Genomic DNA, 21,216 nt, shown 5'->3' with positions numbered 1-21,216 from the left:
ATGAGTGTGTTGATAAAACCAATTATAACGGAAAAAATGACTGCTGATAGCGAGTTGAATAACCGTTATGGATTCGTAGTTGACCCTAAGGCTAACAAGTTGCAAATCAAAGATGCAGTTGAGGCTACTTATGGTGTTTCTGTGAAAAAGGTTCGTACAATGAATTACGGTCCTACAAGAAAATCCAGATATACAAAAACTGGTGTGCAGCATGGAAAAACAAATGCTATTAAAAAAGCAATTGTTGATGTTGTAGAAGGTGATATTATCGATTTTTACAGTAATCTATAAAGACAAGAAATGTCAGTTAGAAAATTAAAACCAATCACTCCAGGACAGCGTTTTAGAGTAGTAAATGGATTTGACGCCATTACTGCTGATAAGCCGGAGAAGAGCTTGCTTGCTCCGTTAAAAAAGTCCGGAGGTAGAAACAGTCAAGGAAAAATGACCATACGCCAAAAAGGTGGAGGTCATAAAAGAAGGTATCGTGTAATAGATTTTAAAAGAGATAAGCAAGATGTGCTTGCTACTGTTAAAACTATTGAATACGATCCAAATAGAACTGCATTTATTGCTCTTTTGGAATATGCAGATGGTGAAAAGCGTTATGTAATCGCTCAAAATGGTTTGCAAGTAGATCAGCAGGTATCTGCTGGGGCTACTGTTGCGCCTGAGATTGGTAATGCATTACCATTAAGTGAAATTCCTTTAGGAACTATAATTTCATGTATTGAGTTAAGACCTGGTCAAGGAGCTGTTATGGCTCGTAGTGCTGGTACATTTGCTCAACTTATGGCAAAAGACGGTAAGTTTGTTACTGTTAAGATGCCATCTGGTGAAACTAGATTAATTCTTTCTGGTTGTTTAGCAACTATTGGTGCTATATCTAATTCAGATCATCAATTATTGGTATCAGGTAAAGCTGGTAGAAGTAGATGGTTGGGTAGAAGACCAAGAACTAGACCGGTAGCTATGAACCCTGTCGATCACCCAATGGGTGGTGGTGAAGGTAGAGCTTCAGGTGGTCACCCAAGATCGAGAAACGGAATACCTGCTAAAGGATTCAGAACTCGTTCTAAGACCAAGAGCACCAACAAGTATATAATAGAACGTAGAAAGAAATAAAAACTAGAAAGAAATGGCACGTTCACTAAAAAAAGGACCTTACGTTCACTATAGTTTGGAAAAGAAAATCCAACAAAGTGTTTCATCCGGTAAAAAAGCGGTAATCAAAACTTGGTCTAGAGCATCTATGATCACTCCTGATTTTGTTGGGATGACAATAGCGGTTCATAACGGAAAACAATTTGTACCTGTTTTTGTAACAGAAAACATGGTAGGACATAAACTTGGGGAATTTTCACCAACAAGATCTTTTAGAGGTCATGCAGGTGCGAAAAACAAAGGAAAAAAGTAAGCTATGGGAGTTCGTAAAAAACAGATGGCCGAAAGAATAAAGGCTGAGAAGAAGATGGTAGCTTTTGCTAAGTTAAATAACTGTCCTACTTCACCTAGAAAAATGCGTTTAGTTGCGGATTTAATTCGTGGTGTAAAGGTAGAGCAAGCCTTAGCTATTTTAAGGTTCAACCCTAAAGAGGCTTCTAGAAAGTTAGAGAAATTATTACTTTCAGCTTTGGCTAATTGGCAAGCAAAAAATGAAGAGGCAAGTGTAGAAGATGCTGATTTAATTGTAGCTGAGATTAGAGTTGATAGTGGTGCAATGTTGAAAAGATTGCGTCCTGCTCCACAAGGTAGAGCACATAGAATTAGGAAACGTTCAAACCATGTTACATTGGTTTTGGGGTCAAAAAATATAACAGAAAACTAGGATGGGACAGAAAACAAATCCAATAGGAAATCGTCTAGGAATCATTAGAGGTTGGGAATCTAACTGGTATGGTGGTAACGATTACGGAGATAAATTGGCTGAGGATGATAAAATACGTAAGTATATTCATGCAAGACTTTCTAAAGCTAGTGTTTCGAGAGTTATAATTGAACGTACTCTAAAATTAATCACTGTAACTGTAACAACTGCTAGACCTGGTATTATTATCGGTAAAGGTGGTCAGGAAGTTGATAAATTAAAAGAGGAGTTGAAAAAAATCACCAATAAGGAGGTTCAAATCAACATTTTTGAAATAAAAAGACCTGAGCTTGATGCGAATTTAGTAGCAGCAAGTGTAGCTCGTCAAATTGAAAGTAGAATTTCTTTTAGAAGAGCAATAAAGATGGCAATCGCTGCAGCAATGCGTATGAATGCCGAGGGAATAAAGATTCAAATCTCTGGTAGATTGAATGGTGCTGAAATGGCGCGTTCAGAATCTTATAAAGATGGTAGAATTCCACTATCAACTTTTAGAGCAGATATTGATTATGCTTTACATGAAGCTCAAACTACATATGGTAAACTTGGTATTAAAGTTTGGATTATGAAAGGTGAGGTATATGGTAAAAGAGATTTATCTCCATTAGTAGGAATGCAAAAAGATTCTTCTAAAGGTGGTAAGCAAGAAGGTGGAAGAAAACAACGTCGTAGAAAGTAATTTTTAAAGAACTAAAGTAATGTTACAACCGAAAAGAACAAAGTTCCGTAAGATGCAGAAAGGCCGTATGAAAGGTCTTGCTGGAAGAGGACACCAACTTTCAAATGGTATGTTCGGTATAAAGAATGTTGATGATGCTGCATTTTTGACTTCACGCCAGATAGAAGCTGCTCGTATTGCTGCTACTAGATTTATGAAGAGAGAAGGTCAATTGTGGATTAAAATATTTCCAGACAAGCCGATTACCAAAAAGCCATTAGAAGTACGTATGGGTAAAGGTAAAGGTGCGCCAGAATATTTCGTTGCCGTGGTTAAGCCAGGTAGAATAATGTTCGAAGTTGCCGGAGTTCCTTTGGAAGTAGCAAAAGAAGCTTTAAGATTAGCGGCTCAGAAACTTCCTGTTAAGACAAAATTCATTGTAGCTCGTGATTACGAGGCTGTAAATTAAACGTAAGGAATAATGAAAAAACAAGAGATTAAAGAAATGTCTGTGGAAGGACTTACGGAGAAATTAGCCGAGTACAAGAAGCAGCATGCAGATTTGAAAATGGCACATTTTGTAACTCCGTTAGAAAATCCGCTTCAGATTAGAAAAGTAAGGAGAACGGTAGCAAGATTAGCTACTGAATTAACTAATAGGGAGAACCAATAACTGGTGGGCTTTATGGAGAAAAGAAATTTAAGAAAAGAGAGAGTAGGAGTTGTTACTAGTAATAAAATGGAGAAATCTATTGTTATTGCAGAAGTAAAAAGAGTTAAACATCCTATGTACGGTAAGTTCGTTTTGAAGACAAAGAAATATGTTGCACATGACGAAAAGAACGATTGTAACATTGGTGATACTGTAAAGATCATGGAAACAAGACCTATGAGTAAAACCAAATGTTGGAGATTAGTAGAAATCTTAGAAAGAGCTAAATAAGTTATGTTACAGCAAGAATCTAGACTAAAAGTAGCGGATAACACAGGAGCAAAGGAAGTTTTAACTATCCGTGTTCTTGGTGGTACCAAAAGAAGATATGCTTCAATAGGTGACAAAATAGTTGTTACTGTTAAAGAAGCTACTCCAAACGGAGGTATCAAAAAAGGTGCGGTTTCAACTGCTGTTGTAGTTCGTACAAAGAAAGAGGTTAGAAGACCTGATGGATCTTATATAAGATTTGATGATAACGCTTGTGTGTTATTGAATCCTGCCGGAGAAATGAGAGGTACTCGTGTTTTTGGACCTGTAGCAAGAGAGCTTAGGGATAAGCAGTTCATGAAGATTGTATCATTGGCCCCAGAGGTATTATAATATAACGGACAAGATGAAAAAGTTAAAAATCAAAACAGGAGATACGGTAAGAATTACTGCAGGTGACCATAAAGGTACCGAAGGTAAAGTTATGCGTGTAAATCTTGAGAAAAATAAAGCCATCGTTGAAGGTGCCAATATGGTATCTAAACATGAGAAGCCTAGTGCTAAGAATCCTCAAGGTGGTATTGTAAAAAAAGAAGCTTTAATCCATATTTCTAATCTAGCATTGATCGACAGTAAATCTGGAGATGTAACAAGAGTAGGTTACGAAATGAAGGATGGTAAAAAAGTTAGGGTTTCCAAAAAATCCAATGAAGTAATTTAGTTATGGCATACGTTGCAAGATTAAAGAAAGAGTATAAGGAGCGAATAGTAGCTGCCCTTACCGAAGAGTTTGGTTACAGTAATGTAATGCAGGTTCCTAAGTTAGAGAAGATAGTAATGAGTAGAGGTGTAGGAGCTGCTGTTGCTGACAAGAAACTTATTGACCATGCAATAGATGAAATGACTATGATAACGGGTCAAAAAGCCGTTGCTACCATGTCTAAGAAAGATGTTGCTGCCTTTAAGTTAAGAAAAGGTATGCCAATTGGTGCTAAAGTTACCTTAAGAGGTGAGCGTATGTACGAATTTTTAGACCGTTTGGTTACTTCTGCATTACCACGAGTTAGAGATTTTCAAGGTATCAAAGCTACAGGTTTTGATGGACGTGGAAATTATAATCTTGGTGTAACAGAGCAAATTATTTTTCCTGAAGTTAATATTGATAAAATCAATAGAATTAACGGTATGGATATTACATTTGTAACTTCTGCAGATACAGACAAGGAAGCAAAATCATTATTAACAGAATTAGGTTTACCTTTTAAAAAGAATTAGTATGGCTAAGGAATCAATGAAAGCCCGTGAGAGAAAAAGGGAAAGAACTGTAGCAAATTATGCTGAAAAACGCAAAGCTTTGAAAGAAGCTGGTGATTATGAAGCTTTACAGAGACTACCTAAAAATGCCTCTCCGGTACGTTTACATAACAGATGTAAATTAACTGGAAGACCTAAAGGTTACATGAGAACTTTTGGTATTTCAAGGGTAAAATTCAGAGAGATGGCTAATGCCGGTTTAATACCAGGTGTTAAGAAAGCTAGCTGGTAAGATTAGAATTATTAATGGATCCAGGTTTAGCTTAAGTGCTGAAAACCGTTTCCGAATTATATACATATGGTAACAGATACTATTGCAGATTACCTAACGAGAGTTAGAAACGCAAGTAGAGCGGGACATAGGGTTGTTGAAATACCTGCGTCGAATCTAAAAAAAGAAATTACTAAAATATTATTCGATCAAGGATATATTTTAAGCTACAAGTTCGAAGAGAGCAAAGTTCAGGGAACTATTAAAATAGCCTTGAAGTATGATAAGCTTACAAAAGAACCTGTTATCAAGAAAATACAGCGTATAAGTAAGCCTGGTCTTAGAAAATATGCAGGTAATGAAGATTTACCTCGTGTATTGAATGGTTTAGGTGTTGCTATTGTTTCTACATCTCATGGAGTAATGACAAGCAAGCAGGCAAAGGCAGAAAAAGTTGGTGGTGAAGTTTTGTGCTACGTTTATTAATTGATTAAAGATTTAGAAAATGTCTAGAATAGGTAATAATCCAGTCGCAATTCCTGAAGGAGTTACAGTTGAAATCAACGACAATATCATTTCTGTTAAAGGAAAGTTAGGTGAGTTGACTCAAGAGTTCTCAGGAGTATCGGTTAAAGTAGAAGACGGACAGGCTTTCGTAACAAGGCCATCTGATTCTAAGGAGCATAAAGCAAAGCACGGTTTATATAGATCACTTATCACTAATATGGTTGATGGTGTTTCTAAAGGTTGGACCAAAGAATTAGAATTAGTAGGTGTAGGGTATAGAGCTAGTAATCAAGGTCAAAAACTTGATTTAGCTTTAGGTTTTTCTCACAACATTGTATTTAACATTGCCTCTGAGGTAAAAGTTGAAACAATTTCTGAAAAAGGTAAAAACCCTATCGTTAAGCTTACTTCTCATGACAAACAATTAGTGGGTCATATAGCAGCAAAGATTAGATCTTTCCGTAGTCCGGAGCCGTACAAAGGGAAAGGAATTAAGTTTGTAGGTGAAATATTAAGAAGAAAGGCTGGTAAATCAGCTTAATAAAGGATATTATGGGATTATCAAAAACACAAAGAAAATTAAGAATCCGACGTAGAATACGTAAGGTTTCTTCTGGAACTGCAGTTAAACCAAGGTTGTCTGTGTTTAGAAGTAACAGCGAAATTTACGCTCAAGTTATAGACGACGTTAAAGGAGTCACTTTAGTATCCGCTTCTTCAAGAGATAAGGATATCGCGAAAGCAAAAGGAAATAAAACCGAGATTGCTGCTTTGGTTGGTAAAACAATCGCTGAGAAATCTGTAAAAGCTGGCTTAGATAAAGTCGCTTTTGATAGAGGAGGTAATTTGTATCATGGAAGAGTAAAATCTTTAGCTGATGGTGCAAGAGAAGCAGGACTAAAATTCTAATATACTAGTATGTTCCAAAAATATAAAAACGTAGAAACTGTTAAGCCAGGTGGTTTAGACTTAAAAGATAAATTAGTTGGTATTCAACGTGTAACCAAGGTAACAAAAGGTGGTAGAGCATTCGGTTTTTCTGCAATTGTTGTTGTAGGTGATGAAAATGGTGTTGTAGGTCACGGTTTAGGTAAATCAAAAGAAGTTGCTACTGCTATTGCAAAAGCAATCGAAGATGGTAAAAAGAACTTAGTTCGTATTCCTTTAAACAAAGGAACTTTACCTCACGAGCAAAAAGGTAAATTTGGTGGTGCAAGAGTATATATTCAACCTGCATCTCATGGTACCGGTGTAATTGCTGGTGGTGCTGTAAGATCAGTATTAGAATCTGTTGGTGTGCATGATGTATTATCAAAGTCTCAAGGATCTTCAAATCCACATAATGTTGTAAAAGCTACTTTCGATGCTTTATTACAACTTAGAGATGCAAAAACTATTGCTACACAAAGAGGTGTTTCTTTAGAAAAAGTATTTAAAGGTTAAGAGGAAAATTATGGCAAAGATTAAAGTTACACAGGTAAAAAGTGGAATTAAGAAACCTCAAAATCAAAAAAGAACTTTAGAGGCTCTTGGTTTAAAAAGAATTGGTCAGGTTGTAGAGCATAACGATACACCTAACATTCTTGGAATGATAAATAAAGTTAAACATTTAGTTTCCACTGAGGAGGCTTAAATTTAGAATAAAATGGGTTTAAATAATCTACAGCCTGCAGAAGGTTCGGTAAATAGAGACGGAAAACGCCTTGGAAGAGGTCAGGGTTCTGGAAAAGGCGGAACAGCTGCAAGAGGTCATAAAGGAGCAAAGTCAAGATCTGGTTATTCTAAGAAAATTGGTTTTGAAGGTGGTCAAATGCCTTTGCAACGTCGTGTACCTAAGTTTGGTTTTACGAACATTAATCGTAAAGACTACCAAGGTATCAATTTAGAGAAATTACAAGAGCTTGTTGATAATAAGGTTTTAACTAATGAAGTTACTTTAGATCTTTTGATCGAGAATGGTTTAGTTGGTAAAAATGATTTAGTGAAAATTTTAGGAAATGGAGAGTTGAAAGCTTCTCTTAAAATTTCAGTACATAAATTTACAGCAACTGCTAAAGCAGCTATTGAAGCAGCAGGTGGTGAAGCAATAAGCTTGTAAGCATAAACGAGAGCATGAAGAATTTTATTGATACAATATCCAATATTTGGAAGATAGAAGAGCTAAGAAATAGAATTCTTATTACATTAGGTCTTTTGTTGGTTTATCGTTTTGGTTGTCAAATCGTACTTCCAGGTATAGATTCAACACAATTAGGTGGTTTAACGGATAGTACTGATCAAGGTATTTTTGGTCTTTTAAATGCATTTACAGGAGGAGCGTTCGCTAATGCTTCTGTTTTTGCATTAGGTATTATGCCTTATATCTCTGCGTCTATTGTAGTTCAGTTGATGGGTATTGCAATTCCTTATCTTCAAAAATTACAAAAAGAGGGTGAAAGTGGTCGTAAGACTATAAATCAAATTACTAGATGGTTAACCATCGGTATTTGTATTGTTCAAGCTCCTGCATACCTATATGGCTTAGAAGCTTTTGGTGTTAGAGATAGTGCTTTCTTATTAGGTAAAGGCTTAGACTTTATGGTGCCTGCAGTTATTATATTGGTAACAGGTACTGTATTTGCAATGTGGTTGGGTGAAAAAATTACTGATAAAGGTATTGGTAATGGTATTTCACTTTTGATTATGATAGGTATAATCGCTACAATGCCTCAGTCTTTTGTTCAAGAGTTTATTTCAAGAACAACAGATAATAATGGTGGACTAATGTTCATTTTAATTGAAGTGATTGTTTGGTTCTTAGTTATTTTGGCTTGTATTCTTTTAGTAATGGCTACAAGACAAATACCTGTTCAATACGCTAGAAGAACTGCTTCTGGTGGATATGAGAAGAACATCATGGGATCTAGACAATACATACCTTTGAAATTGAATGCATCTGGAGTAATGCCAATTATCTTTGCACAAGCGATTATGTTTGTGCCAGGTATGATAGGTGGTGCTTTTGATGATACGGCATTCGGACAATGGATGCAAGTACAGTTCAGTGATATTTTTGGATGGGCATATAATTTACTATTCGCAATATTGATAATAATCTTTACATATTTCTATACCGCTATTACGGTTCCTACCAATAAGATGGCAGATGACCTTAAAAGAAGTGGTGGTTTTATCCCTGGAATTCGTCCAGGAAAAGAAACTGGAGATTATTTAGATAAGATTATGTCTTTAATAACGTTACCTGGATCTATTTTCTTAGCTTTGCTGGCTATTTTACCGGCGATAGTTGTTAAATTAATGGATGTTCAAGCTGGATGGGCTTTATTTTATGGTGGTACCTCTCTTTTAATTATGGTGGGTGTGGCAATAGATACAGTACAGCAGGTTAATTCGTATTTGTTGAATAGACATTATGATGGCTTAATGAAAACGGGTAAAAATAGAAAAGTAGCATAATTTATGGCTAAGCAGGCAGCAATAGAACAAGATGGATCTATCATTGAAGCATTATCAAATGCAATGTTTCGTGTAGAGTTGGAGAATGGACATGTGGTAACAGCGCATATATCAGGTAAGATGCGTATGCACTATATTAAACTATTACCTGGAGATAAGGTTAAATTAGAGATGAGTCCCTATGACCTTACTAAAGCAAGAATTACATATAGATACTAAGATACAAGATGAAAGTAAGAGCATCAGTTAAGAAGAGAAGTGCCGACTGCAAGATTGTTCGCAGAAAAGGCAGGTTGTACGTAATCAACAAAAAGAATCCTAGATTTAAACAAAGACAAGGGTAATTATGGCAAGAATCGCAGGTATAGATATACCAAAACAAAAGAGAGGCGTAATCGCCTTAACCTATATTTTCGGAATCGGAAGAAGTAGGTCACAAGAAATATTGAGTAAAGCCCAAGTTAGCGAAGATACTAAGGTTTCTGATTGGAATGATGATGAAATAGGTCGTATCAGGGAAGCTGCTTCTGAGTTTGTAATCGAAGGTGAATTACGTTCAGAAACTCAGTTGAACATTAAGCGTTTAATGGATATAGGCTGTTATAGAGGTATTCGTCATAGATCAGGTTTGCCTTTAAGAGGTCAACGTACTAAGAACAACTCTAGAACTAGAAAAGGAAAGCGTAAAACAGTTGCTAACAAGAAGAAAGCAACTAAATAATAATTAGGTATGGCAAAGGCAAGTACTAAAGTTACCAAGAAACGTAAAGTTATAGTTGATTCTGTTGGTGAGGCGCACATAAGTGCATCTTTCAACAACATCATTATCTCTTTGACAAATAAAAAAGGAGATGTTATTTCTTGGTCATCTGCCGGTAAATTAGGTTTTAGAGGGTCTAAGAAAAATACACCTTATGCTGCACAAGTTGCTGCAGAAGATTGTTCTAAAGTTGCTCACGAAGCAGGTTTAAGAAAAGTTAAGGTTTATGTAAAGGGTCCAGGTAACGGAAGAGAATCTGCAATCAGATCTTTACATAATGCTGGTATCGAAGTAACAGAGATTATCGATGTTACTCCAATGCCTCATAACGGATGTAGACCTCCTAAAAGAAGAAGAGTTTAATTAATTACTATTATATTTCACCGAAAGTGTAGTTACGATTATCGAAGGATAAGCCTTAATTCATAATCTCACTTTCAAATTAAAAGAAAATGGCAAGATATACAGGACCAAAATCAAAAATCGCCCGTAAATTTGGCGAAGCAATTTTCGGAGATGACAAATCTTTCGAGAAAAAGAATTACCCTCCAGGACAACACGGTAATAACAGAAGAAGAGGTAAAAAATCTGAGTACTCTGTTCAATTAATGGAGAAGCAAAAAGCTAAATATACTTACGGTATTTTAGAAAAGCAATTTAGAAACTTATTCCAAACTGCGAAAAGAAAAGAAGGTGTTGCTGGTGAAATTTTACTTCAATTATGTGAGTCTCGTTTAGATAACGTGGTTTATAGAATGGGTATTTCTCCAACTAGAAGTGGAGCAAGACAATTAGTATCTCATAGACACATTACGGTAAATGGCGAGTTGGTAAACATACCTTCTTATTCATTGAAAGCAGGAGATGTTGTTGGTGTTAGAGAGAAATCTAAATCATTACAAAGTATTCAAGATTCATTAGCTGCTAGTAGTGCAGTTTATGAGTGGATTTCTTGGAACAGTGAGAAGAAGGAAGGTACTTATGTTACAATTCCTGAAAGATTACAGATTCCAGAAAATATCAAAGAACAATTAATCGTGGAGTTATACTCTAAATAAACAATACCTATCCAATTATGGCATTATTTAATTTTCAGAAACCCGATAAAGTAATAATGATCGATTCCTCTGATTTCGAAGGGAAGTTCGAATTTCGCCCTTTGGAACCTGGTTATGGATTAACTGTTGGGAATGCATTAAGACGAGTATTGTTGTCTTCTTTAGAAGGTCATGCAATAACTTCGGTTAGGATTGATAAAGTAGAACATGAATTTTCTACTATACCTGGCGTTGTTGAAGATGTAACAGAGATTATATTAAACTTGAAACAAGTTCGTTTCAAGAAGCAAATAGAAGATTCTGAAGCTGAAGTTGTTTCAATTTCAGTAAGTGGTAAGAATCAATTAACTGCTGGTGATTTTCAAAAGTTTATTTCTGGATACCAAGTATTAAATCCAGATTTAGTTATTTGTAATATGGATGCTAAAGTTAGTATCAATATGGAAATATCTATTGAAAAAGGTAGAGGTTATGTTCCTGCAGAGGAAAATAAAAAATCTGGTGCACCATTAGGTACTATAGCTGTCGATTCTATTTTTACACCTATTAAGAATGTAAAGTATAGTATTGAAAACTTTCGTGTAGAGCAAAAAACTGATTATGAGAAATTAGTTTTTGAAATATCTTCAGATGGTTCAATTCATCCTAAAGATGCTTTAACTGAAGCAGCAAAAGTTCTTATTCATCATTTCATGTTATTCTCTGATGAGCGAATTACATTAGAAGCTGACGAAATTGCTCAGACAGAGACTTATGATGAAGAGTCTTTACACATGAGACAATTATTGAAAACTAAATTAGTAGATATGGACCTTTCTGTTCGTGCTCTAAACTGTTTGAAAGCAGCTGAAGTTGATACTTTAGGAGATTTAGTTTCTTTTAATAAGAATGACTTAATGAAGTTCAGAAACTTCGGTAAAAAATCTTTAACAGAGCTTGAAGAACTTGTAATTAACAAGGGATTAAGTTTTGGAATGGATTTATCAAAATACAAATTAGATAAAGATTAAATAATCATATTTTGCTCCTCGTTCTGTCGAGTTTGGTAGCAAGATGATAAAATTGAAACATGAGACACGGTAAAAAAATTAATCACTTAGGTAGAAAAACTGCCCACAGAAAAGCTATGTTAGCTAACATGGCTTGTTCTTTGATCGAACACAAAAGAATCAACACTACAGTTGCTAAAGCGAAAGCTTTAAAACAATTTATTGAGCCTTTGATTACTAAATCAAAAGCAGAAAATAATGTAAGTGCTGAAAAAGGTACTCATAACAGACGTATCGTTTTTAAGAATCTTCGTGATAAGTATGCAGTTACTGAGTTATTCAGTGTTGTATCTGAAAAGGTTGCTGATAGACCAGGTGGTTATACTAGAATTATCAAATTAGGTAATCGTTTAGGTGATAACGCTGATATGGCAATGATAGAATTGGTTGATTTCAACGAATTGTATAATGCTGGTAAGCCTAAGAAGAAATCTACTAGAAGAAGTAGAAGATCAGGTGGTAGTGATGCTGAAGTTGTTTCTGCAGAGAAAGAAACTAAAGTTGAAGAAGCTCAAACTGAAACAGAAGCTAAGACAGATGATTCTAAGGAATAAAATTGTCAATAAATATTAATAATGAAAAAGGATAAGCTTTCTAGCTTATCCTTTTTTTATGTTTTTTTGTGAACGAATAAATTATAAGACTAAAATGAAATATCAGGCAAAGAGAAAAGCTATAATATTACTTGCAGATGGTACTATCTTTTTTGGAAAATCTGTTGGAGACAAAGAAGGAACTGCTTTTGGAGAGGTATGTTTCAATACTGGAATGACAGGTTACCAAGAGATATTTACAGATCCATCTTATTTCGGACAAATAATGGTAACTACCAATGCTCATATTGGTAATTACGGAGTAAATAAAGATGAAATAGAATCTGAGTCAATTAAAATATCAGGCTTGGTTTGTAGAAATTTTAGTTATGAGTATTCTAGACCTTTGGCTGATGATAGTTTGCAAGGTTTTTTAGATAAGAATAATTTGTTTGCGATTTCTGATGTAGATACTAGAGCATTAGTCAGCTATATTAGAGATAATGGTGCAATGAATGCCGTAATCTCAACTGATATAGATAATATAGAAGACTTAAAAAGACGTTTGAGTGAAGTGCCAAGTATGGAGGGGTTAGAATTGGCTTCTAAAGTTTCTACGAAAGAAGCATATTTTGTTGGTGACGAAAATTCAAATTTTAAAATAGCAGCGCTTGATATCGGTATTAAGAAGAATATTTTACGTAACCTGGTTAAGAGAGGTGCTTATGTAAAAGTGTTTCCTTATAACAGTAGTTTTGAAGAAATGTCTTCTTGGAATCCTGATGCTTTTTTCATATCTAATGGACCTGGAGATCCAGAACCTTTGGTAGACGCTATTGCAGCAGTTAAAAAAATGATTCAAACAGATAAACCTCTTTTTGGAATTTGTTTAGGTCATCAAGTATTGGCATTGGCAAACGGAGTATCTACTTACAAAATGCACAATGGACATAGAGGTATTAACCATCCAATATTAAACCTTATTACTGGCAAAGGTGAGATTACTTCACAGAATCATGGTTTTGCTATTAATAGAGAAGAAACTGAGGCTAATGCAAATCTTGAGATTACGCATACACATCTTAATGATAAGACGGTTGCAGGTATTCGTATGAAAGATAAGAATGTATTTTCTGTTCAGTATCACCCAGAAGCAAGTCCGGGTCCACATGATGCAGATTACCTTTTTGATGATTTTTTTAAATTAATTGAGAATTGTTCAAAACATAACGAAATAGTTTAAATAAACATTAATTAATTGGCAATTGTAGGGTTGGAACGAGCTAGTTAAAAACATGCTTTTGTATCTTTACTTTTTAAACAAACAACTAATAAAAAGATTAAAATGAGTATTATATTAAATGTTCACGCAAGACAAATATTAGATTCTAGAGGGAATCCAACAGTTGAAGTAGATGTAGTTACCGAAAACGGAGTAATGGGAAGAGCAGCTGTTCCTTCTGGTGCTTCTACTGGTGAGCATGAAGCTGTTGAATTACGTGATGGTGGTAAAGCTTTCATGGGTAAAGGCGTAACAAAAGCTGTTGATAACGTAAACAGCATTATTGCAGAAGAGATATTAGGAATGAGTGTTTTTGATCAAAATCTTTTGGATCAAACGATGATCGATTTAGATGGTACACCAAACAAATCGAAGTTAGGAGCCAATGCTATATTAGGTGTTTCACTAGCTGCTGCCAAGGCTGCTGCAAATGAATTAGGTCTTTCTCTTTTTAGATATATTGGTGGTGTTAGCGCTAATACGCTTCCTGTGCCAATGATGAACATTATAAACGGTGGTTCGCATTCAGATGCTCCTATCGCTTTTCAAGAGTTCATGGTAATGCCTGTTAAAGCAAAAAACTTTAGTCACGCAATGCAAATGGGTACTGAGATTTTTCATAACCTTAAAAAGGTATTACATGACCGTGGGCTTAGTACTGCAGTAGGTGATGAAGGTGGTTTTGCGCCTAACCTTGCAGGTGGTACTGAAGATGCTTTAGATACTATTGCAAAAGCAGTGAAAAATGCTGGTTATACTTTAGGTGATGATGTAATGATTGCTTTAGATTGTGCCGCAGCAGAATTCTTTGTTGATGGAAAATATGATTACACTAAATTTGAAGGTGAGTCTGGTGTTATAAGAACTTCTGAAGAACAAGCACAGTATTTAGCTGATTTAAGTGCTAAATATCCAATTATCTCTATCGAAGATGGTATGGATGAAAATGATTGGGACGGTTGGAAATCTTTGACTGATAAAATCGGAGATAAAGTTCAATTAGTTGGTGATGATTTATTCGTTACAAATGTTGAGCGTTTATCTACAGGTATCGAAAGAGGTATTGCAAATTCAATTTTGATTAAAGTAAACCAAATTGGTACATTGACAGAAACAATTGCAGCTGTTAATATGGCTAAAAATGCAGGATATACTTCAGTAATGTCGCATCGTTCTGGTGAAACAGAAGATAATACTATTGCTGATTTGGCTGTAGCTTTGAATACTGGTCAAATTAAAACTGGTTCGGCATCAAGGTCTGATCGTATGGCTAAATACAACCAATTACTTCGTATCGAAGAAGAATTAGGTAGTACAGCTTATTACCCACAAGAAAAAGCCTTTAAGTTAGGTTAATTCTTAATTGAAATATATAATCAAGCCTTTCTTTCGAGAAAGGCTTTTTTTTTTGGCGTACTTCAAAACTTTAACTACCTTTTGAGAATAAACCAATAATAACCCCTCTTTGTTAGCGTATGAATAATTTTCTTTTTGTTTCCGCAGAGAATGATGCCATTCCTGATTGTAAAGCTGGTGGAATGGGTGACGTGGTTAGAGACGTGCCTAGAGAGATATCGAAACGAGGAGATAAAGTTCACGTGGTCGTACCTTCATATTCTAGATTGCATAAAAATGGAATCTTTAAAACTAAACTAGAATTTAGTCTTAGGGGTATGCCATATACAGCAGAATTGTATGAGGTTATTCCTAAAAGAGTAGATAAAAATATTACTCATTATGTTATTCACCATCCTGAAATATCAGAAGGTGGTATAGCTCATATATATCATGATGATCCTACAGAGCCTTTTTTCAATGACTTTATAAAGTTCATTATTTTTTGCACAGCTACGGCAGAAGCAATTAAAATTATAGCCTTTGGCGATTTAGATATCGTTCATATGCATGACTGGCATTCTGCTGCGCTCTTATTTATAAAAACATATCATCCTCAATATCAAGATTTGAAAAAGATGCGATATGTGTATACGATTCATAACCTAGCTATTCAGGGTATTCGTCCTTTTTATAATAACTACGCTTCCGTCAATCATTGGTTTCCAGAAATTCAATTAGATCATAAAGCACTGATGGATCCGAGATATCAAGACTGTATTAATTTAATGGCAGTCGGTATTCGTTTTGCAGATGCGGTACATACGGTTTCGCCATCTTATAAAGAAGATGTGCTGTTGCCAAGTAGAAGACCAGAGTTTATAGGAGGTGAAAGTTTAGAAGAAGATTTAATTAAAGCGAATAATGAAGGTAGACTTTTCGGTATCTTAAATGCCAGCAACTATGGCAATATACGAGAAGCTGAAAAAGGATTGTTATATAGAAATACGGTAAAAGCTATTTTTAGATGGCTTCAAGAAAATTCAAAGAAGTATAAGGCAGATTTTCTTGCCCATACTGGTGAGAAGATTATGCAGTTTGTTGGTAATAGACCAAAGTTTATTGTGTCTAGTGTAGCAAGATTAACTGAGCAGAAGTTCTATTTCTTAAAACGATCTCCTGAAGCATTTGAAAAAATGCTTGCGAGGTTAAATGAAATTGATGGTATATTTATTTTATTAGGTACTGGTGACCCAGATTATGAAGAGTTCTTTCGTCATATGAGCTATCATCATAAAAACTTTGTATTTACCAACGGGCAATCAGAAGATTTGATTGATTCAATGTATTTAGAAACAGATTTGTACTTTATGCCTAGTTTGTTCGAACCTTGTGGTATTAGTCAAATGTTGGCGATGAGAAATGGTAACCCGTGTTTGGTGCATCATACTGGCGGACTAAAAGATACTGTCGATCACATGAAAACAGGATTTGTTTTTGGTGGAAATACCTACGACGAGCAAATTAGTAATATGGTGAAAAGTTTTGATGAGGCCTTGACCTTATGGGAGAACGATAAACCTGCTTGGAAAAAGATAAAAGCCAATGCGAAAAAGGCGCGTTTTACTTGGGAGAAATCTTTAGATGCATATTACGAGTCACTATATCTGTTGTAATGAAAGCTATTCATAGTACTTATTGTTAATTTTACCCAAAACAGATTTTGGAAATTGGTAAACCAGTCTTGTTTTGTTAACTTTACGAGAAGTATTTAAAACGTAAAAAGAAAAATGTCAGACAAAGCTATTTTAGAATATAATGGTGAAAAATATGAGTTTCCTGTAATTAAGGGAACCGAAAACGAACTTGCAATCGATATCAAAACTTTGCGTTCGGCTACCAATGGAATTATAACTATTGATCCAGGTTTTAAAAACACAGGATCTTGTGAAAGTGCTATTACTTTTTTAGATGGTGAAAAAGGAATTTTACGTTACAGAGGATACTCAATTGAAGAGTTAGCCGAGAAAGCTGATTTCTTAGAAGTAGCTTATGCTTTGATATTTGGTGAATTACCAAATTCAGAGGAACTAGCGAAATTTCATAAAGACATTAAAGATGAATCTCATGTAGATGAAGAGATGAAAAAGATTTTGGACGGTTTTCCAAAATCAGCACATCCAATGGGTGTGTTGTCTTCTTTGACTAGTGCATTGATTGCATTTAACCCGTCAACGGTTGATGTGAGTTCTGATGAAGATATGTACCACGCGATTGTGCGTATTCTTGCTAAATTTCCAGTTCTTGTAGCTTGGACATTACGTAAAAAGAAAGGTCTTCCTTTAGATTACGGTGATGATAGTTTAGGGTATGTTGAGAACATTCATAAAATGATGTTTAAACGTCCTAATCAAGATTATAAGCAGAACAAGGTTGTTATAGAGGCGTTAGACAAGTTATTGATTTTACATGCTGATCATGAGCAAAACTGTTCTACGAGTACTGTTCGTATTGTAGGTTCTTCTCATGCTGGTTTATTTGCATCTTTATCTGCAGGTATTTCTGCGCTTTGGGGTCCATTACATGGTGGTGCAAACCAAGCGGTATTAGAAATGCTTGAAGCTATTGAAGCAGATGGTGGCGATACTAAAAAATACATGGCTAAGGCTAAAGATAAGTCTGATCCTTTTAGATTAATGGGCTTTGGTCATAGAGTGTATAAAAACTTCGATCCTCGTGCTAAGATTATTAAAGTAGCTGCTGATGAAGTATTGGCAGATCTAGGTATAGATGATCCAATTCTTGAAATTGCAAAAGGTTTAGAAAAAGAAGCACTTGAAGATCCGTACTTTGTTGATAGAAAATTATACCCTAACGTAGATTTCTATTCAGGTATTATTTATAGAGCATTAGGCATACCAACAGAAATGTTTACAGTAATGTTCGCTTTAGGTAGATTACCTGGGTGGATTGCTCAATGGAGAGAAATGAGATTGAATGGTGAACCAATTGGTAGACCAAGACAAGTATATACTGGTGAAAATTTAAGATCTTTTGTCGAACTTGACAAAAGGTAGATTGCTACCGTTATCAAAAAAACAAAAAGCTCTTTTAATTTTTAAAGGGGCTTTTTTTTATGCCTTTTTTTTAATTCATATTTAAATTAAAACTTATGTTACAGTTACATATCAAAGATGAAGTTTCACAGTTAAAAGCGGTTGTATTGGGTATCGCTAAAAGCTCTGGACCTACGCCAACTATTGAAGAAGCTTATGATCCAAAATCGGTAGAACATATAAAGGCTGGTACATACCCTATTGAAGCAGATATGGTTGCCGAAATGGAAGGTTTTAGAAAAGTGTTCGAGAAATATGATGTTAAAGTCTTTAGACCCGAAGTTCTTGAAAACTGTAATCAAATATTTACTAGAGATATTGCTTTTGTTATTGAAGACAAACTTATCAAAGCAAATATACTACCTGATAGAGAACAAGAAGTAGAAGCAATTTTACATGTTTTAGATAAGATCGATGATGATAATATTCTGACTCCTCCAGAAGACGTTCATGTTGAGGGTGGTGATGTTATGCCTTGGAACGATTATATTTTTGTTGGTACATATACTGCACCTGACTATTCTTCTTATATAACGGCGAGAACTAATAAAGCTGCCGTAGCGTATTTGACAAAACAATTTCCAAACAAAACTGTGAAGTCCTTCGAATTAAGAAAGTCTAATACTGTTGCGCAAGAAAATGCATTGCATTTAGATTGCTGTTTTCAACCTCTAGGAAAAGGGAAAGCAATATTACATAAAAACGGATTTCTGGTAGAAGAGGAGTACCAATGGTTGGTAGATTTCTTTGGAAAAGAAAATATTTTCGAAATAGATGCCAATGAAATGTACCATATGTATAGTAATGTATTTTCTATTTCACCAGATGTTGTAGTGTCCGAACGTAATTTCACGCGTCTTAATAATTGGTTACGTGAACAAGGTTTTACGGTAGAAGAAATTGCCTATGCCGAAATTTCAAAGCAAGAAGGGCTGTTGCGTTGTAGTACCCTGCCTTTAATTAGAGCTTAATTTTAAAGATTTATAAAAAAGAAAAATTTAATTAGTACCCCTATGCAAATAACAAATACCATACTCATGATTCGCCCGGTGTCGTTTAGAATGAACGAGCAGACCGCTGTCAATAACTATTTTATGGAAGATATTGATATGAAGAATCAAGAGATAAATAAGAAAGCTCAAGAAGAGTTTGATGACTTTGTATCCGTATTAAAGGATAAGGGAGTTAATATTATCGTTGTTCAAGACACTAAAGAGCCAGACACTCCAGATAGTATTTTTCCTAATAACTGGATCTCTTTTCATGCGAATGGTACAGTCGGTGTTTACCCAATGTTTGCTGAGAATAGAAGAAATGAACGCAGAGAAGATATTTTTGAGATCTTAGAGCAGAACGGTTTTAAAATCAATGATGTTGTCGATTATACTTCTGCCGAAGAAGAAGAATTATTTCTTGAGGGTACAGGTAGTATATTAATAGATAGAGTAAACAAAAAGGCATATTGTGCATTATCTGAACGTGCAGATGAAGATTTGTTCATTGAGTTTTGTGAAGATTTTGATTTTTTTCCAGTGATTTTTACAGCTAATCAGTCTGTTGATGGTAAGCGATTACCTATTTATCATACAAACGTGATGATGGCTTTGGCCGAAAATTTCGTAGTCATTTGTACAGATTCTATTGATGATAAGAAGGAAAGAAAAAATGTGTTGGACCACCTTAAAAAAGATGGTAAAGAAGTGATTGTTATTACCGAACAACAAATGCATCATTTTGCAGGTAATATGCTTCAGGTTTTAGGTAGTGACGACAAAAGGTATATGGTAATGAGTTCTGCAGCTTATGATAGTTTGCGACCAGAACAGATAGCACAGATTGAAAATCATTGCGCAATTCTACATAGCTCATTACATACTATTGAAACTTGTGGTGGCGGTAGTGCACGTTGTATGATGGCAGAGGTTTTTCTTCCGAAGAAATAAATCATTTGGCTTGCCTAGTTGATTATTTGTTTAAATGGATTAATAAAAGTCAAAGCCTTTTGTTATCTTCATAGAAATCAGATTTTGATTATGAAGCTGAAACCATTTTATATTTTTGTATCACTTTTTGTTGTTGGAGCTATACTTGTATTTGCAAGTTCTCCGAAAATATCTGGTTATTCATCTGTAGAAAATGAAGTGATTAATGAAGTAAAATCTGATGATTCATATAACAAGATGATGGATGTATTAACGCATCAACGTTGTATGAATTGTCACCCTAGTGATCACATACCAAAACAGGGCGATGAAAGCCATCCTCATTATTTTGGAATGGCAAGGGGTGAAGATGATCATGGTTTTGAAGCGACTAGTTGTAATACATGTCATCAATCTCAGAATAATTTACATTCAGGTGTTCCAGGTGCTCCTCATTGGGCATTGGCACCTGCTTCAATGGCTTGGGAAGGACTCACGCGCGCACAAATAGCAGAACGTTTACTTGATAAAAGCATGAATGGCAATCGAAGTCATCAAGAACTTATTGAACATATGACCGAAGATAATTTGGTGCTTTGGGCTTGGGAACCAGGTGTAGATGCAGATGGTGAGCCAAGAACGATACCGCCAGTTTCAAAAGAAGAATTTAAGAAAGCTGTTGAAAATTGGTTTGCTGACGGAGCAATAATACCTTCTAAATAATAAAATTTTATGGAAATTTCCTTGACTGTAAACGGTGTTTTAAAAACCGTAGATATAGCAGATGAAAACACCCCTTTACTTTGGGTTGTTAGAGATACTTTAAATTTAAAGGGTACAAAGTTCGGTTGTGGAAAAGCAGCTTGTGGTGCCTGTACGTTACATGTAGATGGTGATGCTGTCAGATCATGTTCTTATCCCGTACAATTTGCAGAAGGAAAAGAAGTGACTACAATTGAAGGGCTGGGGGATAGAGAAAATCCGCACCCTGTTCAACAGGCTTGGATCGAAGAGATTGTGCCACAATGTGGTTATTGTCAACCAGGTTTTATGATGGCAACGGCTGCCTTGTTAAACAAAGTGCCCAAACCAACAGATGAAGATATTGATAAGAACATTATAAATGTATGTCGTTGTGGTACCTACTACCGAATGCGAAAAGCCATTCATAAGGCGGCGGAGTTGCAAGCAGAGAAGGTAATTAGTGAATCTAAAGAGTTATAATT

The 21,216-nt window shown here is 35.2% G+C and carries 34 protein-coding genes; all 34 read left to right on the top strand.

Annotation, left to right across the window (positions count from 1 at the left end; translation table 11 throughout):
- The 34 genes from rplW to ACJJVT_RS12465 all read left to right on the top strand — a co-directional run bounded on the left by rplW (window position 1) and on the right by ACJJVT_RS12465 (window position 21,214).
- Entirely contained in the window at window positions 1–291 is a 291-nt protein-coding gene (rplW, locus tag ACJJVT_RS12630) for a 50S ribosomal protein L23 (RefSeq protein WP_073242596.1), read from the top strand.
- 9 nt (window positions 292–300) lie between these two features.
- Complete coding sequence (rplB, locus tag ACJJVT_RS12625) at window positions 301–1,125, top strand: 50S ribosomal protein L2 (protein ID WP_405399124.1); 825 nt, start codon at window positions 301–303, stop codon at window positions 1,123–1,125.
- Window positions 1,126–1,138: 13 nt separating this feature from the next.
- Window positions 1,139–1,417, top strand: coding sequence for a 30S ribosomal protein S19 (gene rpsS, locus ACJJVT_RS12620; RefSeq protein ID WP_027064825.1), 279 nt, complete (start codon window positions 1,139–1,141; stop codon window positions 1,415–1,417).
- A gap of 3 nt (window positions 1,418–1,420) precedes the next feature.
- Window positions 1,421–1,828: a 50S ribosomal protein L22 gene (gene rplV, locus ACJJVT_RS12615; protein WP_405399120.1), complete on the top strand. Its 408-nt coding sequence runs from the start codon at window positions 1,421–1,423 to the stop codon at window positions 1,826–1,828.
- A gap of 1 nt (window position 1,829) precedes the next feature.
- A complete protein-coding gene (gene rpsC, locus ACJJVT_RS12610; RefSeq protein ID WP_073242602.1) occupies window positions 1,830–2,546 on the top strand; it encodes a 30S ribosomal protein S3 in 717 nt (238 codons plus the stop codon).
- 19 nt (window positions 2,547–2,565) lie between these two features.
- On the top strand, window positions 2,566–2,994 hold the full coding sequence (rplP, locus tag ACJJVT_RS12605; RefSeq protein ID WP_073242604.1) for a 50S ribosomal protein L16: 429 nt from the start codon (window positions 2,566–2,568) through the stop codon (window positions 2,992–2,994).
- Window positions 2,995–3,006: 12 nt separating this feature from the next.
- Entirely contained in the window at window positions 3,007–3,198 is a 192-nt protein-coding gene (gene rpmC, locus ACJJVT_RS12600) for a 50S ribosomal protein L29 (protein WP_036152146.1), read from the top strand.
- Between the two features lie 12 nt (window positions 3,199–3,210).
- Window positions 3,211–3,468 (top strand): 30S ribosomal protein S17, encoded by a 258-nt coding sequence (rpsQ, locus tag ACJJVT_RS12595; protein ID WP_027064820.1) that lies wholly within the window; start codon window positions 3,211–3,213, stop codon window positions 3,466–3,468.
- Between the two features lie 3 nt (window positions 3,469–3,471).
- Complete coding sequence (gene rplN / locus ACJJVT_RS12590) at window positions 3,472–3,840, top strand: 50S ribosomal protein L14 (RefSeq protein ID WP_027064819.1); 369 nt, start codon at window positions 3,472–3,474, stop codon at window positions 3,838–3,840.
- Between the two features lie 13 nt (window positions 3,841–3,853).
- The gene (gene rplX, locus ACJJVT_RS12585; protein ID WP_073242606.1) at window positions 3,854–4,168 is read left to right on the top strand and encodes a 50S ribosomal protein L24; all 315 of its coding nucleotides are present in this window, start codon (window positions 3,854–3,856) and stop codon (window positions 4,166–4,168) included.
- A 2-nt stretch (window positions 4,169–4,170) separates the two neighbouring features.
- A complete protein-coding gene (gene rplE / locus ACJJVT_RS12580) occupies window positions 4,171–4,722 on the top strand; it encodes a 50S ribosomal protein L5 (RefSeq protein WP_036152150.1) in 552 nt (183 codons plus the stop codon).
- Window position 4,723: 1 nt separating this feature from the next.
- Window positions 4,724–4,993 (top strand): 30S ribosomal protein S14, encoded by a 270-nt coding sequence (rpsN, locus tag ACJJVT_RS12575; RefSeq protein ID WP_076547391.1) that lies wholly within the window; start codon window positions 4,724–4,726, stop codon window positions 4,991–4,993.
- Between the two features lie 66 nt (window positions 4,994–5,059).
- On the top strand, window positions 5,060–5,458 hold the full coding sequence (gene rpsH / locus ACJJVT_RS12570) for a 30S ribosomal protein S8 (RefSeq protein ID WP_073242608.1): 399 nt from the start codon (window positions 5,060–5,062) through the stop codon (window positions 5,456–5,458).
- Between the two features lie 19 nt (window positions 5,459–5,477).
- The gene (gene rplF, locus ACJJVT_RS12565) at window positions 5,478–6,020 is read left to right on the top strand and encodes a 50S ribosomal protein L6 (RefSeq protein ID WP_073242610.1); all 543 of its coding nucleotides are present in this window, start codon (window positions 5,478–5,480) and stop codon (window positions 6,018–6,020) included.
- An 11-nt stretch (window positions 6,021–6,031) separates the two neighbouring features.
- Window positions 6,032–6,388, top strand: coding sequence for a 50S ribosomal protein L18 (rplR, locus tag ACJJVT_RS12560; RefSeq protein WP_073242612.1), 357 nt, complete (start codon window positions 6,032–6,034; stop codon window positions 6,386–6,388).
- A gap of 9 nt (window positions 6,389–6,397) precedes the next feature.
- A complete protein-coding gene (gene rpsE / locus ACJJVT_RS12555) occupies window positions 6,398–6,922 on the top strand; it encodes a 30S ribosomal protein S5 (RefSeq protein WP_058103817.1) in 525 nt (174 codons plus the stop codon).
- Window positions 6,923–6,932: 10 nt separating this feature from the next.
- Window positions 6,933–7,112, top strand: a complete 180-nt coding sequence (gene rpmD, locus ACJJVT_RS12550; RefSeq protein ID WP_073242614.1) for a 50S ribosomal protein L30 — start codon at window positions 6,933–6,935, stop codon at window positions 7,110–7,112.
- 12 nt (window positions 7,113–7,124) lie between these two features.
- Complete coding sequence (gene rplO, locus ACJJVT_RS12545; RefSeq protein ID WP_405399115.1) at window positions 7,125–7,577, top strand: 50S ribosomal protein L15; 453 nt, start codon at window positions 7,125–7,127, stop codon at window positions 7,575–7,577.
- 14 nt (window positions 7,578–7,591) lie between these two features.
- Window positions 7,592–8,935, top strand: a complete 1,344-nt coding sequence (gene secY, locus ACJJVT_RS12540; RefSeq protein ID WP_073242618.1) for a preprotein translocase subunit SecY — start codon at window positions 7,592–7,594, stop codon at window positions 8,933–8,935.
- Window positions 8,936–8,938: 3 nt separating this feature from the next.
- Window positions 8,939–9,154, top strand: a complete 216-nt coding sequence (infA, locus tag ACJJVT_RS12535) for a translation initiation factor IF-1 (protein ID WP_013305172.1) — start codon at window positions 8,939–8,941, stop codon at window positions 9,152–9,154.
- 8 nt (window positions 9,155–9,162) lie between these two features.
- On the top strand, window positions 9,163–9,279 hold the full coding sequence (gene ykgO / locus ACJJVT_RS12530; RefSeq protein ID WP_013305171.1) for a type B 50S ribosomal protein L36: 117 nt from the start codon (window positions 9,163–9,165) through the stop codon (window positions 9,277–9,279).
- Window positions 9,280–9,281: 2 nt separating this feature from the next.
- A complete protein-coding gene (gene rpsM, locus ACJJVT_RS12525; RefSeq protein WP_073242620.1) occupies window positions 9,282–9,656 on the top strand; it encodes a 30S ribosomal protein S13 in 375 nt (124 codons plus the stop codon).
- A gap of 9 nt (window positions 9,657–9,665) precedes the next feature.
- Window positions 9,666–10,058 carry a 30S ribosomal protein S11 gene (gene rpsK / locus ACJJVT_RS12520; RefSeq protein WP_027064807.1) on the top strand — a complete coding sequence of 131 codons (393 nt, stop codon included), beginning with the start codon at window positions 9,666–9,668 and terminating at the stop codon, window positions 10,056–10,058.
- A gap of 89 nt (window positions 10,059–10,147) precedes the next feature.
- Complete coding sequence (gene rpsD, locus ACJJVT_RS12515; RefSeq protein WP_073242622.1) at window positions 10,148–10,753, top strand: 30S ribosomal protein S4; 606 nt, start codon at window positions 10,148–10,150, stop codon at window positions 10,751–10,753.
- Window positions 10,754–10,770: 17 nt separating this feature from the next.
- Window positions 10,771–11,763 carry a DNA-directed RNA polymerase subunit alpha gene (locus ACJJVT_RS12510; RefSeq protein ID WP_073242624.1) on the top strand — a complete coding sequence of 331 codons (993 nt, stop codon included), beginning with the start codon at window positions 10,771–10,773 and terminating at the stop codon, window positions 11,761–11,763.
- Window positions 11,764–11,822: 59 nt separating this feature from the next.
- Entirely contained in the window at window positions 11,823–12,356 is a 534-nt protein-coding gene (gene rplQ, locus ACJJVT_RS12505) for a 50S ribosomal protein L17 (protein WP_299321046.1), read from the top strand.
- 94 nt (window positions 12,357–12,450) lie between these two features.
- Window positions 12,451–13,578, top strand: coding sequence for a glutamine-hydrolyzing carbamoyl-phosphate synthase small subunit (gene carA, locus ACJJVT_RS12500; RefSeq protein WP_405399111.1), 1,128 nt, complete (start codon window positions 12,451–12,453; stop codon window positions 13,576–13,578).
- A 102-nt stretch (window positions 13,579–13,680) separates the two neighbouring features.
- Window positions 13,681–14,973 carry a phosphopyruvate hydratase gene (gene eno / locus ACJJVT_RS12495; protein ID WP_073242629.1) on the top strand — a complete coding sequence of 431 codons (1,293 nt, stop codon included), beginning with the start codon at window positions 13,681–13,683 and terminating at the stop codon, window positions 14,971–14,973.
- Between the two features lie 119 nt (window positions 14,974–15,092).
- On the top strand, window positions 15,093–16,628 hold the full coding sequence (locus tag ACJJVT_RS12490; protein WP_405399109.1) for a glycogen synthase: 1,536 nt from the start codon (window positions 15,093–15,095) through the stop codon (window positions 16,626–16,628).
- Window positions 16,629–16,742: 114 nt separating this feature from the next.
- A complete protein-coding gene (locus tag ACJJVT_RS12485) occupies window positions 16,743–18,029 on the top strand; it encodes a citrate synthase (RefSeq protein WP_405399108.1) in 1,287 nt (428 codons plus the stop codon).
- 95 nt (window positions 18,030–18,124) lie between these two features.
- Window positions 18,125–19,039 (top strand): dimethylarginine dimethylaminohydrolase family protein, encoded by a 915-nt coding sequence (locus ACJJVT_RS12480; RefSeq protein ID WP_405399106.1) that lies wholly within the window; start codon window positions 18,125–18,127, stop codon window positions 19,037–19,039.
- Between the two features lie 42 nt (window positions 19,040–19,081).
- Entirely contained in the window at window positions 19,082–20,011 is a 930-nt protein-coding gene (gene ctlX, locus ACJJVT_RS12475) for a citrulline utilization hydrolase CtlX (protein ID WP_405399104.1), read from the top strand.
- Window positions 20,012–20,101: 90 nt separating this feature from the next.
- Window positions 20,102–20,713 (top strand): hypothetical protein, encoded by a 612-nt coding sequence (locus ACJJVT_RS12470; protein ID WP_405399101.1) that lies wholly within the window; start codon window positions 20,102–20,104, stop codon window positions 20,711–20,713.
- Window positions 20,714–20,722: 9 nt separating this feature from the next.
- Window positions 20,723–21,214, top strand: coding sequence for a (2Fe-2S)-binding protein (locus ACJJVT_RS12465; protein WP_405399100.1), 492 nt, complete (start codon window positions 20,723–20,725; stop codon window positions 21,212–21,214).
- Window positions 21,215–21,216 lie beyond the last annotated feature (2 nt).

The sequence above is a fragment of the Maribacter sp. Asnod2-G09 genome (assembly GCF_045063795.1).
GTDB lineage: Bacteria > Bacteroidota > Bacteroidia > Flavobacteriales > Flavobacteriaceae > Maribacter.
This window is presented reverse-complemented; position numbering and strand designations above follow the sequence as displayed.

What these genes read in the sequence shown, in the direction of transcription:
- rplW (WP_073242596.1), top strand. Translation starts at nt 1, where the DNA reads ATGAGTGTGTTGATAAAACCAATTATAACGGAAAAAATGACTGCTGAT.
- rplB (WP_405399124.1), top strand. Translation starts at nt 301, where the DNA reads ATGTCAGTTAGAAAATTAAAACCAATCACTCCAGGACAGCGTTTTAGA.
- rpsS (WP_027064825.1), top strand. Translation starts at nt 1,139, where the DNA reads ATGGCACGTTCACTAAAAAAAGGACCTTACGTTCACTATAGTTTGGAA.
- rplV (WP_405399120.1), top strand. Translation starts at nt 1,421, where the DNA reads ATGGGAGTTCGTAAAAAACAGATGGCCGAAAGAATAAAGGCTGAGAAG.
- rpsC (WP_073242602.1), top strand. Translation starts at nt 1,830, where the DNA reads ATGGGACAGAAAACAAATCCAATAGGAAATCGTCTAGGAATCATTAGA.
- rplP (WP_073242604.1), top strand. Translation starts at nt 2,566, where the DNA reads ATGTTACAACCGAAAAGAACAAAGTTCCGTAAGATGCAGAAAGGCCGT.
- rpmC (WP_036152146.1), top strand. Translation starts at nt 3,007, where the DNA reads ATGAAAAAACAAGAGATTAAAGAAATGTCTGTGGAAGGACTTACGGAG.
- rpsQ (WP_027064820.1), top strand. Translation starts at nt 3,211, where the DNA reads ATGGAGAAAAGAAATTTAAGAAAAGAGAGAGTAGGAGTTGTTACTAGT.
- rplN (WP_027064819.1), top strand. Translation starts at nt 3,472, where the DNA reads ATGTTACAGCAAGAATCTAGACTAAAAGTAGCGGATAACACAGGAGCA.
- rplX (WP_073242606.1), top strand. Translation starts at nt 3,854, where the DNA reads ATGAAAAAGTTAAAAATCAAAACAGGAGATACGGTAAGAATTACTGCA.
- rplE (WP_036152150.1), top strand. Translation starts at nt 4,171, where the DNA reads ATGGCATACGTTGCAAGATTAAAGAAAGAGTATAAGGAGCGAATAGTA.
- rpsN (WP_076547391.1), top strand. Translation starts at nt 4,724, where the DNA reads ATGGCTAAGGAATCAATGAAAGCCCGTGAGAGAAAAAGGGAAAGAACT.
- rpsH (WP_073242608.1), top strand. Translation starts at nt 5,060, where the DNA reads ATGGTAACAGATACTATTGCAGATTACCTAACGAGAGTTAGAAACGCA.
- rplF (WP_073242610.1), top strand. Translation starts at nt 5,478, where the DNA reads ATGTCTAGAATAGGTAATAATCCAGTCGCAATTCCTGAAGGAGTTACA.
- rplR (WP_073242612.1), top strand. Translation starts at nt 6,032, where the DNA reads ATGGGATTATCAAAAACACAAAGAAAATTAAGAATCCGACGTAGAATA.
- rpsE (WP_058103817.1), top strand. Translation starts at nt 6,398, where the DNA reads ATGTTCCAAAAATATAAAAACGTAGAAACTGTTAAGCCAGGTGGTTTA.
- rpmD (WP_073242614.1), top strand. Translation starts at nt 6,933, where the DNA reads ATGGCAAAGATTAAAGTTACACAGGTAAAAAGTGGAATTAAGAAACCT.
- rplO (WP_405399115.1), top strand. Translation starts at nt 7,125, where the DNA reads ATGGGTTTAAATAATCTACAGCCTGCAGAAGGTTCGGTAAATAGAGAC.
- secY (WP_073242618.1), top strand. Translation starts at nt 7,592, where the DNA reads ATGAAGAATTTTATTGATACAATATCCAATATTTGGAAGATAGAAGAG.
- infA (WP_013305172.1), top strand. Translation starts at nt 8,939, where the DNA reads ATGGCTAAGCAGGCAGCAATAGAACAAGATGGATCTATCATTGAAGCA.
- ykgO (WP_013305171.1), top strand. Translation starts at nt 9,163, where the DNA reads ATGAAAGTAAGAGCATCAGTTAAGAAGAGAAGTGCCGACTGCAAGATT.
- rpsM (WP_073242620.1), top strand. Translation starts at nt 9,282, where the DNA reads ATGGCAAGAATCGCAGGTATAGATATACCAAAACAAAAGAGAGGCGTA.
- rpsK (WP_027064807.1), top strand. Translation starts at nt 9,666, where the DNA reads ATGGCAAAGGCAAGTACTAAAGTTACCAAGAAACGTAAAGTTATAGTT.
- rpsD (WP_073242622.1), top strand. Translation starts at nt 10,148, where the DNA reads ATGGCAAGATATACAGGACCAAAATCAAAAATCGCCCGTAAATTTGGC.
- ACJJVT_RS12510 (WP_073242624.1), top strand. Translation starts at nt 10,771, where the DNA reads ATGGCATTATTTAATTTTCAGAAACCCGATAAAGTAATAATGATCGAT.
- rplQ (WP_299321046.1), top strand. Translation starts at nt 11,823, where the DNA reads ATGAGACACGGTAAAAAAATTAATCACTTAGGTAGAAAAACTGCCCAC.
- carA (WP_405399111.1), top strand. Translation starts at nt 12,451, where the DNA reads ATGAAATATCAGGCAAAGAGAAAAGCTATAATATTACTTGCAGATGGT.
- eno (WP_073242629.1), top strand. Translation starts at nt 13,681, where the DNA reads ATGAGTATTATATTAAATGTTCACGCAAGACAAATATTAGATTCTAGA.
- ACJJVT_RS12490 (WP_405399109.1), top strand. Translation starts at nt 15,093, where the DNA reads ATGAATAATTTTCTTTTTGTTTCCGCAGAGAATGATGCCATTCCTGAT.
- ACJJVT_RS12485 (WP_405399108.1), top strand. Translation starts at nt 16,743, where the DNA reads ATGTCAGACAAAGCTATTTTAGAATATAATGGTGAAAAATATGAGTTT.
- ACJJVT_RS12480 (WP_405399106.1), top strand. Translation starts at nt 18,125, where the DNA reads ATGTTACAGTTACATATCAAAGATGAAGTTTCACAGTTAAAAGCGGTT.
- ctlX (WP_405399104.1), top strand. Translation starts at nt 19,082, where the DNA reads ATGCAAATAACAAATACCATACTCATGATTCGCCCGGTGTCGTTTAGA.
- ACJJVT_RS12470 (WP_405399101.1), top strand. Translation starts at nt 20,102, where the DNA reads ATGAAGCTGAAACCATTTTATATTTTTGTATCACTTTTTGTTGTTGGA.
- ACJJVT_RS12465 (WP_405399100.1), top strand. Translation starts at nt 20,723, where the DNA reads ATGGAAATTTCCTTGACTGTAAACGGTGTTTTAAAAACCGTAGATATA.